Consider the following 15715-nt stretch of genomic DNA (forward strand, 5'->3'; position numbering starts at 1 on the left):
GGCGCAGGACGGACTCGACGCGGCCGTCCGGACACGCTGCGTGTCCGCGACGGGTCCATTGCGGACCGATCGGGCCCTCATCGGCCCTGCCGTTCACGACCCCCTCCGACCTACAGTGGCGTCGTGACCACGCAACGCGAGATCGCCGAGCGCCTCGGACTGCCCGTGCACCCGCCCAAGGTCGAGATCTTCGACCTGGACGCGAAGACCAACACCGATCCCAAGGGCATCGTGCGACAGGTCGGCGAATACCGGCTGGAACCGTTCGGGCTCTACCTGCGCCGCGCGATGCCGGGGCATCCGAAACTGCGGTCCCTGGAATCGTGGCTGCTGCCCGATCACGATCTGCGCATCACGCGCTGGAAGCTGCACCCCGGCCATTCCGACGACTGGGACTTCTACGTCGACATCGCGCGGATCGACCCCGGCCCCGCCCGGTGGCGGTCGGTCGATCACTACCTGGACGTCCTGGTCACCGACTGCGTGCGCACCGAGCTGCTCGACGTCGACGAGTTCACGCAGGCCGTGCAGGCGGAACTGCTCGACGAGGAGACGGCGGAACGCGCGATGCGGTCGGCCTGCACCGCGCTGGACGGGCTCGCCAGGAACGGCTACCGGCTCGACGGCTGGCTGCGCGAACTGGGCATCGAACTGTCCTGGCCCGGACAATCCGCTCACGATCCCGCAGGACGATCTTCCCTTGTACCGCCGAAGCGGTGATGCCTCGGGCACCGCTCGAATCGATATCCGGACAGCACGGGAAAGTTACGTTAAAAAACGGTACTGACGATCACTTGCCCCCGAAACAGCGCTACGGTCTGGAGTCGTGGGCACCGTTATCACACCTCAGCTGGTGGACACCGTCGACTTGTTCGCTGCGCAGCGTTCGCATTCTTCCGGTGCGGTAGTGCCCTTGGACCGCTGCCAGGTGGAACGCTGGGGCCTGTCCATCGAATGCTCCACGCCGGAGGACCCCACCCACGAAGGCGAGGTCACCTGGCTGATGCCGGACCTCGGGCTGCGGCTCACCCGGCGCAGGTCCCGCCGCAGGCACTCCCGGCGGGAACCCAGCAGCCTCACCGTGGTGCACATCGAACGCGACACCCGATCGTGGACCACCACCGACCTGCTGCTCGGTTTGCAGGTGCCCGATCACGGCTCCGCCCGGATCGTGCAGGCCGAGGAGTTCGCCACCGCCATCTCCGCCGGCATCATCCGGCTCAGCGAAGCCGACTACGCGCTGCGGACCGTGCACCGCACCTTCGAAGAGCTCTCCCAGCACCGCGACATCAACCAGTGGCTCGCCTACCGCGGCATCTTCGAACTCTGGTGAACCGCGGCGCCCCGCGGACCGGACGCCTCTAGCACCGGACCGCGGGCGACCTCCTGAATCGCGCGCTCAGGCCTGCTCGGGCGCCCACCCCGTGCGGTCGGCCCACTCCCGCGCCCGCGGCAGCGCCGCGAGGAACCAGGGCTCCTTCGCCTCCGCGTACCGCTCGTGGTCGGGATCGGAGCCGTAGCGCTGCGCCAGCTCCCGCTTCACCGCGGCGTACTCGGCACGGGCGTCCGCATCGGCGCGCAACCAGTCGCGAAACAGCAGCGCCACCCGCCACCCCGGCGAGTCCAGCACCCGCACGTGCAGGTTCACGTAACGACCGGGATCCGCCGCGGTGTGGAAGCGCTTGAGCCACCCCGCCGGGTCGGGATCGATGACGTCGTGCACGTTGTCGTGCTGAATCCCGTGGTACGCCGGGAAACCGGCCTCACCCAAAGCGGCGGCCACCGCGTCCCCGTCGTCCATCGACCGCACCGCGAGCTGCAGGTCGATGACGTCCTTCGCGGGCAGCCCCGGCACCGAGGTCGAACCGACGTGGTCGACTCGAAGCCCCTTCTCCCCCGCCGCCGCCAGCACCCTGGCGCTCAGCCGCCGCGCCGTTCGCGGCCACCCCGGATCCGGTTCGACGATCCGCGGCGCGTGCTTCGGCGCCCGTCGTCCCGCCCGCACGTTCACCTCGAACGGGACCAGCCGCTGCGACCACAACCGGTCCACCTCGGCGATCAGGTCCTCGACCGCGCCGGTGTTGTCCAGCCACACGTCCGCCGCCTCGCGGCGCTGCTCGTCGGTGGCCTGCGACCGGATCCGCGCCCGCGCGTCCTCGGCGTCCAGGCCGCGGCCGGTGAGCCGCCGGACCCGCTCGTCCTCCGGCGCGTCCACGATGAGCACCAGGTGGTAGTTCGGCGCGTAGTCGTTCTCCACCAGCAGCGGGACGTCGTGCACCACGATCGCGTCCGCCGGGGCCTGCGCCATGCGCTGCGCGGTCAACGCGCCGATCTTCGGATGCGTGATCGCGTTCAGGTCGGCCCGCGCCCGGTCGTCGCCGAACACGGTGCGCGCCATCGCCGGGCGGTCCAGCGCGCCCTCGGCGGTGAGGATCTCCGGACCGAACCGCTCTGCGAGCTCGGCCAGCCCGGCGCTGCCCGGCTGCACGACCTCGCGGGCCAGGACGTCCGCGTCGATGAGCACCGCGCCCAGCTCCGCCAGGCGCGCGGCCACCGTCGACTTGCCCGATCCGATCCCACCGCTGAGCCCCACGCGCAACATGCGGCCATCTTGCCAGGCCTGGAACGCACGACGGCCCCGCACCTGCGAACAGGTGCGGGGCCGTGCGCGGCTATCCGTGCCGGATCAGACCGGGACGGTCAACCCTGCGTTCACGCTCCGCCGGAGAGCTTCTCCCGCAGCGCGGCCAGCTGTGCGTCGCTGGCCAGCGAGCCCGCGTCTTCCTGCTGCTCGGACGAACCGGAGGAGGAGTAGTTCCCACCTCCACCGCCCTGGGACTCGGAGGTGGCACCGGCGGCACCCGCGGCAGCGGCTTCGGCGTCGGCCTCGGCGGCCTTCGCGACCTGCTTCATGTGCTGCTCGTAGCGGGACAGCGCGTCGGCGTACTGGCGCTCCCACTCCTCGCGCTGGGTGTCGTAGCCTTCCTGCCACTCCTGGGTCTCCGGGTCGAAGCCCTCGGGGTAGATGTAGTCGCCGTTGTTGTCGTACTCGGCGGCCATACCGTACTGAGTGGGGTCGAACTCGGAGTCCGGCGTGAAGCCCTCGTTGGCCTGCTTCAGCGACAGCGAGATCCGGCGACGCTCGAGGTCGATGTCGATGACCTTGATCATCACGTCGTCGCCGACCTGAACGACCTGCTCCGGGATCTCCACGTGGCGCTCGGCCAGCTCGGAGATGTGCACCAGGCCCTCGATGCCCTCGTCGACGCGGACGAACGCACCGAACGGCACCAGCTTGGTGACCTTGCCCGGCACGATCTGGCCGATCGCGTGGGTGCGGGCGAACTGACGCCACGGGTCTTCCTGCGTCGCCTTCAGCGACAGCGAGACGCGCTCGCGGTCCATCTCGACGTTGAGGACCTCGACCGTGACCTCCTGGCCGACCTCGACGACCTCGCTCGGGTGGTCGATGTGCTTCCAGGACAGCTCGGAGACGTGCACCAGGCCGTCGACACCACCGAGGTCCACGAACGCACCGAAGTTGACGATCGAGGACACGACACCCTTGCGGACCTGGCCGTTCTGCAGCTGGTTGAGGAACTCGCTGCGGACCTCGGACTGGGTCTGCTCCAGCCAGGCGCGACGGGACAGCACCACGTTGTTGCGGTTCTTGTCCAGCTCGATGATCTTCGCTTCGAGCTCGCGGCCGACGTAGGGCTGCAGGTCGCGGACACGGCGCATCTCGACCAGCGACGCGGGCAGGAAGCCGCGCAGGCCGATGTCGAGGATGAGGCCGCCCTTGACGACCTCGATGACGGTGCCCTTGACGGGCTCGTCCTTGTCCTTGAGCTCCTCGATGGTGCCCCAGGCGCGCTCGTACTGGGCGCGCTTCTTGGACAGGATCAGCCGGCCTTCCTTGTCCTCCTTCTGGAGGACGAGGGCCTCGACGAAGTCGCCGACGGTGACGACCTCAGCCGGGTCGACATCGTGCTTGATGGACAGCTCCCGGGACGGGATGACGCCCTCGGTCTTGTAACCGATGTCAAGCAGCACCTCGTCACGATCGACCTTGACGATGGTGCCCTCAACGATGTCGCCGTCGTTGAAGTACTTGATGGTTAGGTCGACGGCGGCGAGGAAGTCCTCCTCCGTCCCGACGTCGTTGACCGCGACCTGCGGCTTGGTGGCGGTGGTCGGAACGGTGGTGGTGTCGGTGGACATCAGGTGGGTTGCTCCGGTACGGATAGTTTGTCGGTTGCCTACGGTTCTCCCCCGCCTCGGCCGGCGTCGGACGGCCGGACCGAAGTCCCGGCGCGCATCCGCGCACGACCCGCTGGGGGTTGCACCTTGGATCTTAGCCTCCGGGACCGACACCTCTGCGAGCGGAACCCGGCGTAACAGGTCCGGACCAGCGACGTACGACTCCCGGTTCCCGGTCCGACGGTCTCCCGTCGGCGATCCCCGGCCGGCGCGGCCGCTCCGCGTCTACCGACCCGGCGAAGCCGCACCACTGTCGAACGCTGGCCCCCCCCCATCGCTAATCCCGATCGGGGCACGGCAACCGGTCGGGCGGCTCGGCTCCGGCGTCGGCGGTCGGCACAGCCGACCGGCGGAGCCGGTCCCGGGCGTCTTTCCCCAGCCAGAATGCACGGACACGTTAAGACCCACGGCGCGGGCGGTATCGTACGCGTTCGCGCGATCGCGGAGCAAACCACTTACCGGCGCAACACCGAACCACAGGACTTCTCATGTCGCACGACCACTCGGCGCCCACCGAAATTTCACCCGATTCGGCGACAGGAGACGAGCTGGACGGCGGTTCCGCGCACGTCTCCGCGGAGCGCGCGCTAGGCACGACGGGTGTGAGCAAGCGCACTGCGGGCGCCGTGGAATCCCGGCAGGCGAGCCGGTTGTGGTGGGACGCCGACGCCGACGACTACCAGGCCGAGCACGGCGACTTCCTGGGCGTCAGCGACTTCGTCTGGTGCCCGGAGCGGGTCCGCGAGGCCGACGTCCGGCTGCTCGGCGACGTGGCGGGCAAGCGGGTGCTGGAGGTCGGGTCCGGTTCGGCGTCGTGCTCGCGGTGGCTGGCCGCGCAGGGCGCGGAGCCGGTGGCCCTGGACATCTCCGCCGGGATGCTGCGCCACGCCGCCGAAGGCGCGGCGGCGAGCGGCATCGAGGTGCCGCTGGTGCAGGCCAGCGCGGACACCTTGCCGTTCGCGGCGAACAGCTTCGACCTGGCCTGCTCGGCGTTCGGCGGGGTGCCGTTCGTGGCCGACTCCGGCGCCGTCTTCCAGGAGGTCGCGCGCGTGCTGCGGCCGGGCGGGCGCTGGGTGTTCGCGGTGACTCACCCGATGCGGTGGATCTTCCCGGACGACCCCGGACCAGGCGGGCTCACGGTCGCGCAGTCGTACTTCGACCGGTCGCCGTACGTGGAGATCAACGCGTTCGGCGAGGCGACCTACGTGGAGCACCACCGGACGCTGGGCGACTACGTCCGCCAGCTCACGGCGGCGGGAATGCGGCTGGTGGACCTGATCGAGCCGGAGTGGCCCGAAGGCGCCGACCACACCTGGGGCCAGTGGAGCCGGCTGCGCGGCAGGCTGTTCCCCGGTACGTCGATCTTCTGCTGCACGCTGGACTGATCTCCCCGGCTCCAGCGCCGCCGCCCGGCCGAATCCGACGCGGAGATCACCTCGTTGCTGCCAGAATCCGGGGCGCCGGGTGGCGCGGAGAGGGGTTCAGCGGACATGGGTGACGCGCAGGAACTGATGGACCGGCAGTGCGCGCGGTTCGCCGAACTGGACCCGGACCTGCCGGATCGCTACCTGCTGCCGAAGGGCGATCCGCTGATGGCCCGCCTCCCCGGCGGCGGGGCCGCCGCCGGGCTGGTGGTGCACAACCGCGTTCCGCGCGGCTCCACCCAGAGCCTGTGGCAGGCCACCGACACCTTCGAGCTGTTCCCGCTGCTCGGCGACCGGCCGCAGGAGGGCATGGACGCGCTGCTGGGCGAGTGGCGGCGCCTGCTCGCGGAGCAAGGGGCGTCCGCGACGGATTCGTCGTGCGTGGTGACCTGGCCGAGCCGGGACGCCCGAGCGACGCGCGCGCTGCTGGACCACGGTTTCGTCCCGCTCTCATGCCTGGCGATCCGCCCGCCGGGACCGCCTCCCGACGAAGATACGAAACTGTCTGGTACCGTAAAAGTGCGCCGCGCCGAACCGGCCGATCTGGACTCCGTGGTCGAGCTCGCACTCGCCGAGCACGCCTACGCCGCCCTGGTCGGCGCATCGGTGCACCGCCCTGGGGCAGCCGAGCTCAAACGCACCGCAGCACGGCTCCGGCTCGCCGCGGGCAGCGGCCCCGGAGGTGATCCGGTGTGGCTGGCCGAGCAGGACGGCACACCGATCGCGCTCGCCGAATGCGGCTGGGTCGACCCGGACCGCCAAGCAGGCGGCCACCGGCTCCGATCCGGGCGGTGGGCTTACGTGAACTGCGTGTCGGTGCACGAGCAGGCCCGCGGCGGCGGCGTCGGACGGCAGCTGATGTCCACCGCGCACGACGAGTTCGCCCGTGCCGGCGTCGTCGGCAGCTTCCTGTACTACAACCCGCCCAACCCGCTGTCGTCGGTGTTCTGGCCCCGCCAGGGCTACCGGCCGCTGTGGACGATGTGGGAGGTGCGCCCGGCAACGGCGCTGCGCTGATCTCCCACGTGAAGGAGTCGAGACGACGCGTGGAGATCGTCGCTGACGCAGTCGAGGTCAACGGAGCGCACAGCACCCTGCTCGCCCCCACCTCGCTGCACGTGAGCAGCGGAGACCTGCTGGTGGTGACCGGAGAACCGAACTCCGGGCACACCGCGCTGGCCCTCGCCCTGTCCGGCCGGCTCAAGCCCGGCGGCGGCCGCGTCCTGATCGACGGGGCCGACGACCCGAAGGCGCTGCGGCGCCGGGTCGCGATCGTCGACGGCCCCGACATCACCGAACCCGAACCGAGCGTGCCGGTGCGCACGATGGTCGCCGAGGCCCTGAGCATCGCCGGACGCCGCTCCGGACGCTCCGCCGTGCGCGCCTGGCTCACCGACCACGACCTCGCCGAGCACGCCGGGACCCGCGTGGAGAACCTCCCCGCTGCGGAACGGACCCGGCTGCTGGTCGACCTGGCGTGCGCGACGAGGACGACCGAAGCGCTGGTGCTCGACACCCCCGACCGGCACGGCGGCGACCCGCACGTCTGGTACCGGCTGGCCCGCCGGGAATGTCGCAGGGAGCGCGCGGTGATCGTGCTGTGCTCCCCGCATTCCGCCGACCGGCTCGCCGTCCCCCATGCCCGAGTGGGCGCGGACAACCGCGCCGAAGAAGGTGCCCGATGACCACGTTCCGCCTGGCCCTGACCGAACTGCGCAGGCTGACCTCCGGCAAGCTCCCCCGGCTCGCCCTGGTGGCGATCACCCTCGTGCCGCTGCTCTACGGCGCGATGTACCTCTACGCCAACTGGGACCCGTACAACCGGCTCGGCTCGGTGCCCGCCGCCGTCGTGGTCGACGACGAAGGAGCGACCCGCGACGACGGCAGCAGGCTCGACGCCGGGGACAAGGTCTACGACGAGCTGGAGGACTCCGGTTCGTTCGACTGGGAGCGCACCGGCGCCCAGGACGCCGAGCAGGGCGTCGCCCAGGGCAAGTACACGTTCGCGCTGGTCGTGCCGAAGGACTTCTCGGCCGCGCTGATGTCGCCGGGCGACTTCGAACCCAGGCAGGCGCAGCTGCGGCTGGTCACCAACGACACGAACAACTACTTGATCTCCACCATCGCCGACAAGGTCGCGGGCGAGGTCCGCAAGGCCGTCGCCGCCGACGCCGGCACCGAAGCCGCCGACCAGTTGCTGATGGGCTTCGGCACGGTGCACGAGAAGACGATCCAGGCCGCCGACGGAGCGGGCGAGCTCGCCGACGGCGCGGGCAGGCTGCGGGACGGCATCAGCACCGCCGAGGACGGCACCGGTCAGCTCTCCTCGGGCGCCCACCAGCTGCTCGACGGGCAGCAGGCGCTGCTGGACGGCTCCGGCAGGCTCGTGGACGGCACGGGGCGGCTCAGCTCCGGCGCCGAGCAGCTCAGCGGCGGCCTGCAGCAGCTGCAGGAACGCACCGCACCGCTGCCGGAGCAGTCGGCGAAGCTCGCGGACGGGGCCGAGCAGGTCGCGCAGGGCAACGAGAAGCTCGCCGACACCGCGGGCAGGCTCGGCGACGTCTCCCAGGGGGTCGTCGACGACCTGGAGCAGACCAAGACCCGCATCGCCGACCGGCTGCGCGCCACCGGGGCCGACGAGGCGACGGTGCAGAAGGTGCTCGACGGGCTGGACGAGCTCAACCAGCCCCTCACCGACGCCAACGACAAGGTGCAGGGCCAGGTCGGCCAGGTCGACGCGCTCGCCGACGGAGCCCGCCAGGTCGCCGACGGCAACCGCAAGCTCGCCGACTCGACACCCGCGCTGACCAGCGCCATCGGCCAGCTCAACGACGGCGCCGGGACGCTCGCCAACGGTGCCGGTGAACTGGACTCGGGTGCCCGGCAGCTGCACCAGGGGGAGCAGCAAGCCGTCACCGGCACCACGAAGCTCGTCGACGGCGCCGATCGGCTCGCCGACGGATCGCACCGGCTCGCGGACGGTTCGGGCCAGCTCGTCGACGGGTCGCACACCTTGGCCGACGAGCTCGGCAAGGGCGCCCAGGACATCCCGAACCTCGACGACGCCACCCGGGAGAACACCGCCCGGACCATCGGCGACCCGGTCGCCGTGAACAACGACGCGCAGGTCAAGGCCGCCACCTACGGCGCGGGCCTGGCCCCGTTCTTCATGGGCCTGGCGCTGTGGATCGGCGGGTTCGTGCTGTTCCTGATCATGCGTCCGCTGTCGCAGCGAGCGCTGGCCTCGGGCGTGGCGGCCTGGAAGGTGGCGCTCGGCGGCTGGCTCCCGGCCGCGCTGGTGGGCATCGCGCAGGCGGTGCTGCTGTTCCTCGTGGTCGTGTTCGGCGTGGGCGTGCACCCGGCGCACCCGTGGCTGACGCTCGGGTTCCTGGTGCTCACCTCGTTCGCGTTCACGTCCGTGGTGCACGCGCTGAACGCGGCGTTCGGGCCGAAGGGCAAGTTCATCGCGCTGATCGTGCTGGTGCTGCAGCTGGTCACCGCGGGCGGCACGTTCCCGTGGCAGACCATTCCGGCACCGCTGCACCCGCTGCACCAGGTGCTGCCGCTGAGCTACGTCGTGACCGCGCTGCGGCACCTGCTCTACGGCGGGCCCGGCCTGGAGGCGGCGGGCACCTCCGCGCTGGTGCTGCTCGCCTATCTGGTGGCCGGGCTGATGCTGAGCACCATCGCCGCGTGGCGGCAGCGGGTGTGGACCCCGGGCAGGCTCAAGCCCGAATTGGCATTGTGACCTGGGGATGAGGCGAATCGGGGCCGTCGAGCGCGCTGCTCGACGGCCCCGTTCTCGTTCCGTCCACGTCGCGGGAGCTTCGGTCCCGCCTGGCGGATCACTCCGCGCTGGTGGTGGCCTCGGCCTCTTCGTCGTATCGAGCGACCTCGATCAGGTTGCCGTCGGGGTCGCGCAGGTACAGCGAGGTGATCGGGCCGAAGGTGCCGGTGCGGCCCACCGGACCTTCCTCGATGCGGACGTCGTTGGACCGCAGGTGCTCCTGCACCTCGCTGATGGGCTGTTCGGTGACGAAGCACAGGTTGGCCGAGCCCGGCACCGGGTGCGTCGCGGTGGGCTCCACGAGCTCGCTCGCGGCGTGCAGCTTGATGGTCTGCTGCCCGAAGCTCACGGCCCGGCGGTCACCGGGGAAGGTCACCGTGCGCATCCCGAGGATGCGCTCGTAGAACTCAGCCGCCCGATCGACATCGGCCACGGTGAGCACCAAGTGGTCCACTCTGTCGATGTTGATCATTTTCCTCCTCCGGGAGCTCCGTCCCGGGTCCGCCGTGCGCGCCGCGCGCCGGCTCGTCGGCATCCGCTGTTCCGCGAAGTAGGCAGGCTATCCCGGCTATCACCCGAAAGGTCCAACTGGGGCCCGACTCGTTCACGTTCCGGTCATCTCAGTGGTTGAGACAGCCGCGCCGCCGCGAAATGATCTCATCGTGATCAAGCCGCAATCTCCGCAGCTCGGAGACCACGCACTCGGCATATGCCGACACCCGGCGACCGCGCGGTCACCCCGCCGCACGCGATCCTCCGCACACACAGCGTGCGGTCCCTTCAGTGTGCGGCGGAGTCCCAGGAACGGCCCGCTCCCACCGAGACCTCCAGCGGCACGTCCAGCGGGTACGCCGAGCCCATCTGCTCCCGCACGATCCGCTCGACCTCGGCACGCTCCCCGTCGACCAGCTCGATGATCAGTTCGTCGTGCACCTGCAGCAGGATCCGAGACCGCAGCCCCGCCTCCCGCAGCGCCTGGTGCGCGCCGAGCATCGCGACCTTGATGATGTCGGCCGCGCTGCCCTGGATCGGCGCGTTGAGCGCCATCCGCTCCGCCATCTCGCGGCGCTGCCGGTTGTCGCTGAGCAGGTCGGGCAGGTAGCGGCGGCGACCGAGGATCGTCGAGGTGTAGCCGTCCTCGCGCGCCTTCGACACCACCTCGTGCAGGTAGTCCCGCACCCGCCCGAAGCGGGCGAAGTAAGCGTCCATCTGCGCCTTGGCGTCCTCAGCGGAGATCCGCAGCTGCTGGGCCAGGCCGAACGCGGAGAGCCCGTAGGCCAGGCCGTAGGACATGGCCTTCACCCGGCGCCGCAGTTCCTGGTCCACCTGGTCGATCGGCACGCCGAACGCCTGGGACGCCACGAAGTTGTGCAGGTCCTCCCCGGAGCGGAACGCCTCGATCAAGCCCTCGTCGCCGGACAGGTGGGCCATGATCCGCATCTCGATCTGGCTGTAGTCGGCGGTCAGCAGCTCGGAGTAACCGGAGCCGACGACGAACACCTCCCGGATCCGGCGGCCTTCCTCGGTCCGGATCGGGATGTTCTGCAGGTTCGGGTCGGTCGAGGACAACCGGCCGGTGGCCGCGATGGTCTGGTTCAGCGTGGTGTGGATCCGCCCGTCGTCGGCGACGGACTTCACGAGCCCTTCGACGGTCGTCTTGAGCCGGGTCGCGTCGCGGTGCTCCAGCAGGTGCTGCAGGAAGGGGTGCTCGGTCTTCTCGTACAGCCCCTGCAGCGCGTCCGCGTCGGTGGTGTAGCCGGTCTTGGTGCGCTTCGTCTTCGGCATGCCCAGTTCCTCGAACAGCACCACCTGCAGCTGCTTCGGCGAACCGAGGTTGATCTCCTTGCCGATGACCTCGTAGGCGTCCTGCGCGGCCTGCTTGACGCGGCCCGCGAAGTGCGCGCCGAGCTCGTCGAGCAGGTCGGAGTCCACGGCGATGCCCGCGGCCTCCAGCTCGTCGATCACCGCGAGCAGCGGCAGTTCGAGGTCGGTGAGCAGGCCGCGGCTGTCGATGCGGTCCAGTTCCGCGTCGAGCGCGTCGGCGAGCTCGCCCACCGCTCGGGCCTTGACGAGTTCCGCATTGGCGGCGTCGGCCTTGTCCTGCTCCTCGTCGGCGAGCAGGGACAGCTGCCCGTCACCGCTGTCCTGCTCGGCGCGCAGCTCCCGCTGCAGGTAGCGCACCACCAGGTCGGGCAGGTCGAACGAGCGCTGCCCCGGCCGCACCAGGTAGGCGGCGAGCGCGGTGTCGCTGGTCAGCCCCGCCAGCGCCCAGCCGCGACCGCGCAGGGCGTGCAGCGGGCCCTTGACGTCGTGCGCGGCCTTCGGCAGCGCCGGGTCCGCCAGCCACTCCCCCAGCGCCTTGTCGTCTTCGGGGGTCAGCTCGGTCGCGTCGGCGTAGGTGCCCGCGCCGTCCGCGTTCACCAGGGCGATCCCCTGCAGATCACCCGCACCGGTCGTCCAGGTCCCGCTGAACGCCAACCCGATCCGCCGCCCGTCCCGGGCGTGCCGGTCCAGCCAGCCCGCGAGCTCACCCGGCGCGACCGCGCCACCGGTGACCTCGAAGCCCTCTTCCACTTCGGGTTCCGCCGCGGACAGCGTCGAGAACAGCCGTTCCCGCAGCACCCGGAACTCCAGGTCGTCGAACAGCTTGTGCACCGCGTCCCGGTCCCACTGGGCCATCGCCAGGTCGTCCGGGGTGACCCCCAGCGGCACGTCGTGCTCGAGCTGGGTGAGCTCGCGGTTGAGCTGCACCGAGGCCAGGTTCGCCCGCAGCGCCTCACCGGCCTTGCCCTTGACCTCGTCGGCGCGGTCGATGAGCCCCGCCAGCGAGCCGAACTGCTGGATCCACTTGGTGACGGTCTTCTCCCCGACACCGGGGATCTTCGGCAGGTTGTCCGACGGGTCGCCGCGCAGCGCCGCGAAGTCCGGGTACTGCTCGGGCGAGAGGCCGTACTTGTCCTCGACCGCCTGCGGCGTGAACCGGGTGAGCTCGGAGACGCCCTTCGTCGGGTACAGCACGGTGACCTTGTCGGTGACCAGCTGCAACGCGTCCCGGTCCCCGGTACAGATCGCCACGGAGAAGCCTTCACCGGTGGCCTGCGTGGTGAGCGTCGCGATGACGTCGTCGGCCTCGTAGTTGTCCTTGCTCAGCACCGGCACCGACAGCGCCCCGAGCACGTCCTGGATCAAGCTCACCTGGCCCTTGAACTCGTCCGGGCTGGCGCTGCGGTTGGCCTTGTACTCGGTGAACTTTTCGCTGCGGAACGTCTTGCGGGACACGTCGAACGCGACCGCGAAATGGGTGGGCTGCTCATCGCGCAGCAGGTTGATCAGCATCGAGGTGAAGCCGTAGACCGCGTTGGTGTGCTGGCCCGTGCCGGTTTGGAAGTTCTCCTTCGGCAGGGCGTAGAACGCTCGATAGGCCATGGAATGGCCGTCGATCAACAGCAGACGTCGGTCTTCGGAAGCCATCACGTCGCGGGAGTCTAGGCTGACCCACCGACAGCGCGTGCGGCGAGGCACGAGGAGGGGTGGACCGTGACGGCGACCGAGAACGAGCAGCCCGTGAACGATGCGATGGCCAAGGTCCTGAACCCGGATCCGGACCAGTTGCAGCACCGGATGGGCATCGAATACGTCGAATGGTCACCCGAACGTGTGGTCGCGACGATGCCGGTCGAGGGCAACAAGCAGCCCTACGGACTGCTGCACGGGGGCGCGAACGCGGTGCTGGCCGAATCGGTCGGCTCGATCGCCTCGGCGCTGCACGCGGGAGAGGGCCGGATCGCGGTGGGGCTGGAACTGTCCTGCACGCATCACCGCTCGGCCACGGAAGGCGTCGTCACCGGTGTCGCGCTGCCCCTGCACCGGGGCCGCAGCACCGCGACGTACGAGATCGTCGTCACCGATGAGCAGGGCAGGCGCACCTGCACGGCACGCCTGACCTGCGTCATCCGCGATCAGCCGAAGGGCTGATCACTCCAAGTTCTCGAGCACCGCCTGGGCCACGGCCTTCATCGTGGTCCGGCGGTCCATCGCGGTCCGCTGCAGCCAGCGGAACGACTCGGGCTCGGAGAGGTTGTGCTTGCTCATGAGCAGGCCCTTGGCGCGTTCGATCGTCTTGCGCGCCTCCAGCCGCTCGCTGAGGTCCGCGACTTCCGCCTCCAACGCCTGCACCTCGGTGAACCGGGACACCGCGAGTTCCACGGCCGGCACCAGGTCGCGCTTCGCGAACGGCTTGACCAGGTAGGCCATCGCCCCCGCGTCCCGCGCACGTTCCACCAGGTCGCGCTGGCTGAAAGCGGTGAGGATCACCACGGGCGCGATGCGCTCGCCCGCGATGTTCGAAGCGGCTTCGATGCCGTCCATCTTCGGCATCTTGATGTCCAGGATCACCAGGTCGGGCCGCAGCTCCTCGGCCAGCCGCACGGCTTCTTGCCCGTCCCCGGCCTCACCGACGACCTGGTATCCCTCTTCTTTGAGCATCTCAACCAGATCGAGCCTGATCAACGCCTCGTCCTCGGCCACGAGTACGCGACGTTCGACGGGCTTGGCCTCGCCTGGGTCCTCGGCAGCCGGCGTGGTCACCGGGTCCTCCTGGGGTAGTTCTGACACGGTCCAGTGCGTTCAGCACCGGGAAATTCCAGCTTACCGGCCACCCCCGCGCGCTGAGATGACCAGGGAGGGTGACCATCCTGACACCGATTTCCACCACGTGACACCCGTGCTACCAGCAGGGTTCGCCCCCGCACCCACCACGCCAACCCCCCACCTGCGCACGGTGATCACCACTCCCGTAAGCTGGCCGTGCTCAGCCCCCGTAGCCCAATCGGCAGAGGCGGCGGACTCAAAATCCGTACAGTGTCAGTTCGACTCTGACCGGGGGCACCACCGCTCACCAGCGGAAACAACCGAAGACTGGATCATGATTTGATCCCGCTGGGTGCGGCCTTGGGTGCGAGTATGCTCAAGGCCATGACTGCTGCGCGCTCAGAGTCCCGCGAGCGCGGCCGGATCGAGGAGCGAGCTACTGGCTTCCGGGTGGTCGTGTACGCGGGCGTTGATCCGGTCACCGGCAAACGGGTCTACCTACGCGAGACGATCAAGGGCACCACCGACGCCGCGCGCAAGCGCGCCGAGAAGGCCCTGACGAAGTTGCTCAACCAGGTCAACGAGCAGAACTCAGCACCCTCGACCGTCGCGCTCTCCTACGCACTGAGCGAGTGGCTACGCGCCAGCGAACTGGAAGAGAGCACGCGCCACACGTACGAGGGCTATATCCGGCGCACCATCCTCCCCGCCCTCGGCGAGACGGCGGTCAACAAGATCAGCGCGCGGATGCTGGAAAGCTTCTACAGCGAACTGCGGCGCTGCCGCGCCCGCTGCGACGGCACGCCGCAGATCGAGAAGCACGCCCGCGACGGCGAGCACGAATGCGCTTCGTCCGGCTGCAAGCCGCACGTGTGCAAGCCGATGGGCAACTCCACGGTCCGGCAGATCCACGCCATCCTCAGCGGCACGCTGGACGCCGCCCAGCGCTGGGACTGGATCAACTCCAACCCCGCTCGCATCGCGCGGAAGCCGAAGCAGAAGCGTCCCGAACCCGATCCGCCGACTCCCGCCGAGGCCGCACGGCTCTCGGAGCGGGCGTTCGAGATGGACGACGACTGGGGGACGCTCGTGTGGCTCGCCATGACTACCGGGATGCGCCGAGGCGAACTCGCCGGACTCCGCTTCTCCCGGATCGACCTGGACGAAGAGGTGATCGACCTCCGCCGGAGCTGGGTCCGCGGAATCGAGAAGGGGACCAAGACCCACCAGAACCGCCGCATCGCCCTCGACTCCGAAACCGTCGTCCTACTCAAGGAACACAAAGCGCGGGTGCGGAACCGCGTCGAACAGATCGGAGCCACCTTCGCCGAGGACCTGTTCGTCTTCGGCGGCAGCAAGACCCCCGATCACTTCGAGCCGTACTCCCCCAACGCCATCACCCAGCGGTACAAGGACATGACCGCCCGGCTCGGCATCGACACCCACCTGCACGCCTTGCGCCACTACTCCGCCACAGAGCTACTCACCGCCGGAGTCGACCTACCCACCGTCTCCGGCCGCCTCGGCCACGGAGGCGGAGGCGCTACCACACTCCGGGTTTACGCTGCATGGGTAGCAGCCTCCGACCGGAAGGCAGCCGAGATCCTCGGAAGCCGTATGCCTAAGCGGAAAACCTCAGAATAAGACTGATTCA

13 protein-coding genes and 1 tRNA gene are annotated in these 15715 nt (G+C 69.8%); 9 read left to right on the top strand and 5 right to left on the bottom strand.

Annotated features, from left to right (window positions below; translation table 11 throughout):
• The first annotated feature begins 123 nt into the window (after window positions 1-123).
• Together ACWD38_RS19720 and ACWD38_RS19725 are read left to right on the top strand one after the other, a co-directional pair.
• Window positions 124-720 carry a DUF402 domain-containing protein gene (locus ACWD38_RS19720; protein WP_450124627.1) on the top strand — a complete coding sequence of 199 codons (597 nt, stop codon included), beginning with the start codon at window positions 124-126 and terminating at the stop codon, window positions 718-720.
• Between the two features lie 187 nt (window positions 721-907).
• Window positions 908-1333 (top strand): hypothetical protein, encoded by a 426-nt coding sequence (locus ACWD38_RS19725; RefSeq protein WP_343071497.1) that lies wholly within the window; start codon window positions 908-910, stop codon window positions 1331-1333.
• A 66-nt stretch (window positions 1334-1399) separates the two neighbouring features.
• Here the strand turns inward: ACWD38_RS19725 and coaE are convergent, their stop codons facing one another.
• Together coaE and rpsA are read right to left on the bottom strand one after the other, a co-directional pair.
• Window positions 1400-2602 (bottom strand): dephospho-CoA kinase, encoded by a 1203-nt coding sequence (gene coaE / locus ACWD38_RS19730; RefSeq protein WP_184480778.1) that lies wholly within the window; start codon window positions 2600-2602, stop codon window positions 1400-1402.
• A 110-nt stretch (window positions 2603-2712) separates the two neighbouring features.
• Window positions 2713-4221 carry a 30S ribosomal protein S1 gene (gene rpsA / locus ACWD38_RS19735; protein ID WP_184480780.1) on the bottom strand — a complete coding sequence of 503 codons (1509 nt, stop codon included), beginning with the start codon at window positions 4219-4221 and terminating at the stop codon, window positions 2713-2715.
• A gap of 527 nt (window positions 4222-4748) precedes the next feature.
• Here rpsA and ACWD38_RS19740 point away from each other — a divergent pair.
• The 4 genes from ACWD38_RS19740 (at window position 4749) to ACWD38_RS19755 (ending at window position 9432) form a co-directional block, all read left to right on the top strand.
• Window positions 4749-5645, top strand: coding sequence for a class I SAM-dependent methyltransferase (locus ACWD38_RS19740; protein WP_450124628.1), 897 nt, complete (start codon window positions 4749-4751; stop codon window positions 5643-5645).
• Between the two features lie 105 nt (window positions 5646-5750).
• Window positions 5751-6701: an N-acetyltransferase family protein gene (locus ACWD38_RS19745; protein WP_450124629.1), complete on the top strand. Its 951-nt coding sequence runs from the start codon at window positions 5751-5753 to the stop codon at window positions 6699-6701.
• Between the two features lie 29 nt (window positions 6702-6730).
• Window positions 6731-7369 (top strand): ATP-binding cassette domain-containing protein, encoded by a 639-nt coding sequence (locus tag ACWD38_RS19750; RefSeq protein ID WP_450124630.1) that lies wholly within the window; start codon window positions 6731-6733, stop codon window positions 7367-7369.
• Window positions 7366-9432, top strand: coding sequence for a YhgE/Pip family protein (locus ACWD38_RS19755; protein WP_450124631.1), 2067 nt, complete (start codon window positions 7366-7368; stop codon window positions 9430-9432). The genes ACWD38_RS19750 and ACWD38_RS19755 overlap by 4 nt, the downstream gene beginning before the upstream one ends.
• A 97-nt stretch (window positions 9433-9529) precedes the next feature.
• On the opposite strand, the gene ACWD38_RS19760 is transcribed toward ACWD38_RS19755, so the two are convergent.
• Together ACWD38_RS19760 and polA are read right to left on the bottom strand one after the other, a co-directional pair.
• On the bottom strand, window positions 9530-9943 hold the full coding sequence (locus tag ACWD38_RS19760; RefSeq protein ID WP_184480790.1) for a VOC family protein: 414 nt from the start codon (window positions 9941-9943) through the stop codon (window positions 9530-9532).
• Window positions 9944-10251: 308 nt separating this feature from the next.
• A complete protein-coding gene (gene polA / locus ACWD38_RS19765) occupies window positions 10252-12942 on the bottom strand; it encodes a DNA polymerase I (RefSeq protein WP_450124657.1) in 2691 nt (896 codons plus the stop codon).
• A gap of 150 nt (window positions 12943-13092) precedes the next feature.
• On the opposite strand from polA, the gene ACWD38_RS19770 reads away from it, so the two are divergent.
• Window positions 13093-13446 (top strand): PaaI family thioesterase, encoded by a 354-nt coding sequence (locus tag ACWD38_RS19770; RefSeq protein ID WP_425503612.1) that lies wholly within the window; start codon window positions 13093-13095, stop codon window positions 13444-13446.
• Here ACWD38_RS19770 and ACWD38_RS19775 read toward each other — a convergent pair whose 3' ends face one another.
• A complete protein-coding gene (locus ACWD38_RS19775; RefSeq protein ID WP_184480794.1) occupies window positions 13447-14058 on the bottom strand; it encodes an ANTAR domain-containing response regulator in 612 nt (203 codons plus the stop codon).
• 226 nt (window positions 14059-14284) lie between these two features.
• Here ACWD38_RS19775 and ACWD38_RS19780 point away from each other — a divergent pair.
• Both ACWD38_RS19780 and ACWD38_RS19785 read left to right on the top strand, forming a co-directional pair.
• Window positions 14285-14361: transfer RNA gene (locus ACWD38_RS19780), tRNA-Leu, on the top strand.
• 84 nt (window positions 14362-14445) lie between these two features.
• Window positions 14446-15705: a tyrosine-type recombinase/integrase gene (locus ACWD38_RS19785; RefSeq protein ID WP_450124632.1), complete on the top strand. Its 1260-nt coding sequence runs from the start codon at window positions 14446-14448 to the stop codon at window positions 15703-15705.
• Window positions 15706-15715: the final 10 nt, after the last annotated feature.

This window comes from Saccharopolyspora sp. NPDC002578 (genome assembly GCF_053592695.1).

Excerpts from the sequence above, each read along its gene's own strand:
- coaE (WP_184480778.1), bottom strand. The coding sequence starts at position 2,602 with ATGTTGCGCGTGGGGCTCAGCGGTGGGATCGGATCGGGCAAGTCGACG.
- rpsA (WP_184480780.1), bottom strand. The coding sequence starts at position 4,221 with ATGTCCACCGACACCACCACCGTTCCGACCACCGCCACCAAGCCGCAG.
- ACWD38_RS19740 (WP_450124628.1), top strand. The coding sequence starts at position 4,749 with ATGTCGCACGACCACTCGGCGCCCACCGAAATTTCACCCGATTCGGCG.
- ACWD38_RS19745 (WP_450124629.1), top strand. The coding sequence starts at position 5,751 with ATGGGTGACGCGCAGGAACTGATGGACCGGCAGTGCGCGCGGTTCGCC.
- ACWD38_RS19755 (WP_450124631.1), top strand. The coding sequence starts at position 7,366 with ATGACCACGTTCCGCCTGGCCCTGACCGAACTGCGCAGGCTGACCTCC.
- ACWD38_RS19760 (WP_184480790.1), bottom strand. The coding sequence starts at position 9,943 with ATGATCAACATCGACAGAGTGGACCACTTGGTGCTCACCGTGGCCGAT.
- polA (WP_450124657.1), bottom strand. The coding sequence starts at position 12,942 with ATGGCTTCCGAAGACCGACGTCTGCTGTTGATCGACGGCCATTCCATG.
- ACWD38_RS19770 (WP_425503612.1), top strand. The coding sequence starts at position 13,093 with ATGGGCATCGAATACGTCGAATGGTCACCCGAACGTGTGGTCGCGACG.
- ACWD38_RS19785 (WP_450124632.1), top strand. The coding sequence starts at position 14,446 with ATGACTGCTGCGCGCTCAGAGTCCCGCGAGCGCGGCCGGATCGAGGAG.